Below are 2,378 nucleotides of genomic sequence, written 5' to 3'. Positions count from 1 at the left end.
GGTCAGTTTAAATTCCATCAGGCATTTTAAGGAAAATGACAATGATGAAGCGCAGCTGGCCAAGTGCCTGGGTCAGTTATGGTCGCATGGCATTGTGCCAGACTGGTCTGCTTACCATACAGGGGAGCGCAGAAAACGGATTTCATTACCTACCTATTCGTTTGAACCGATCGCCTACCCAACAGAGGTGAATCCTTTTGAGTTGTTTTTAAAGCAGAACAATTATGTCCATAAAAGAAGCGCCAAAGTTAATGATTGGTTTTTCAGACCTCAATGGAAACAATCGATAAGGTTGCCGAAAGGTCTTCCGGACCTCAAAAATAAAACGGTAGTGCTGTTTTCCGATCATCCTGACTTGACAAATAAGATCAGGGATAATTTTATTGCGCAACATGCAACCTGTGTAACGGTCTCCATTGGGGCTGGCTTTGAGAAAAGGGGCCTTGATGTTTACGCCATTAATCCTGCTGTTCATCATCATTATGAAATGTTGTTTGCTGCCTTGAAGGATGATGGATTAATTCCTTCAAATATTGTTCATTTTTTGAATGTGGACCGCAACGACAGTTTGGTTGCAACAAGTGAGAATATCAATTTCTATCAGAAAGCTGGTTATGAGAGTTTGCTGGAAATTGTTAGAAAATTCACCTCATTATTTGGTTCTACCCCGCTGCAACTTGATGTCGTGGCCAATGGCTGGTATAGTGTTACTGGCAATGAAATGATTTGCCCTGCAAAAGCTCCTTCACTGGGAGCGGTTAAAGTGATCCCATCGGAATTTCTGAATATTACCTGCAGCGCAATCGATGTGGTCGATTATTCTGAGGCATCGTTGAAAAGTCTGTTTTCTGAACTGGTTTATCCCTCGGATAATACAGAAGTCGCCATCAGGGGAAAATACAGATACCTGAAAGGATTTGAAAAGATTAGTGTTGAGCCGGTCGATCGCCCTGTATTTCGAATCAAAGGCACCTATTTGATTACAGGTGCAAATGGCGGAATGAGTTCCGTGTTTTCGAATTATCTAGTGGATGAATTTCAATCGAATCTGATTCTAACCGGGCGCGGGGAACCACGGACAGATCTTATACGGACATTAGAAAAAAAAGGAGCAAAAGTCATCTACATTCCATCTGATGTTACTGATTTTAATACCATGGCATTGGAAATTGAAAAGGCAGAACAGCTGTTAGGCTCCATAAATGGGGTGATACACACTGCCGGAATGGGAGATTATGCGGGCGTAATCTTAAATCGTAGCCACGCTGATGACCAGAAGATATGTGCTCCTAAATTATGGGGTACTCAGGTTCTAGTCTCCATATTTAGAAATAAGAAGCTTGACTTTTTTGTCAATTGTTCCTCTATATCAGCCTCTTTAGCTCCTTTTGGTCAGGTTGCATACGTGGCTTCTAACCTTTATCAGGATGCCGTTGCGGAGGCAGATCGCTTTGATTTTCCAGTGCTGAGTATTGAGTGGACTGCAATGCAGGAAATTGGAATGGCCATTCATGCCACCCGCCATTTAAGTCCCGGAGATCAGGCAAGTGCGCTGAAGACGGGGATTAGCCCAAAAGATGCCGTCCAGATTTTAGCCTCCGCTATTGGAATCCGCCTTCCGGTTCAAATCATCTCCACAAGTGATTTTGAGCAAATCTTCAATGAAAGACAGGACCTGAAAATGGAGGGAATGGAATCCGGTTTGGCTGTTCCGGCTCAGAACCGGCCGGATATCTCCACTGCGTTTGTCGCAGCAGAGACGGATACAGAAAAGAAGTTGCTGTATATCTATGAAAAATTCTTTGGCATTAAACAGATCGGGATTGAAGACAACTTTTTCGAGTTAGGTGGTGATTCTTTAAAGGCAATGGTTTTATTAAAGAAAATCTCTCAGGAGCTGAATGTCAACTTGACTTTGAAGGTTTTTTTCGAACATCCGACAATTAAAAAAATGGCACTGGACATTGACGAGATTAAGTTCCTCCTTGAAAAGAAGAACACTGGTCAGGTGAAAACAATTAAAATATGATGATAAAGGACTTACTCAAGGATTTAAAATATAAAAATATAGAGCTTTCAGTTTCTGGTGCTGATTTAGACGTGAACTATCAGACGGAAGAATTGCCTGAAGATGTAATCACCCTGATTAGGCGCCATAAAACAGAGATTATTTCTTTTTTAAATCAGATTTCTGGTAATCTGGCTATTGAGAATACACCTCTTCTTTCAAATTATGTCTTGTCGTCATCCCAGCGACGTTTATGGTTGCTGAGCCAGTTTGAAGGTGGAGATCTGGCTTACAATGTGATGGGCGCATTTGTGTTTGAAGGGGAGCTGGATAAGCCGGCCTTTGCACAATCCTTTACTGCTTTGATTGA

General features: G+C 42.1%; 2 protein-coding genes. Both read left to right on the top strand.

Annotation, left to right across the window (positions count from 1 at the left end; genetic code table 11):
• On the top strand, window positions 1-2,029 hold a 2,029-nt coding region (locus tag BLQ87_RS33080; RefSeq protein WP_143010629.1), incomplete at its 5' end, for an SDR family NAD(P)-dependent oxidoreductase.
• Window positions 2,026-2,378, top strand: a 353-nt coding sequence (locus BLQ87_RS33075) for a TubC N-terminal docking domain-related protein (RefSeq protein WP_218129473.1), incomplete at its 3' end; no start/stop codon positions are given. The genes BLQ87_RS33080 and BLQ87_RS33075, both read left to right, overlap by 4 nt.

Origin of the sequence: Pedobacter steynii (assembly GCF_900103665.1) — a bacterium.
Taxonomy (GTDB): Bacteria; Bacteroidota; Bacteroidia; order Sphingobacteriales; family Sphingobacteriaceae; genus Pedobacter; species Pedobacter steynii.
This window is presented reverse-complemented; position numbering and strand designations above follow the sequence as displayed.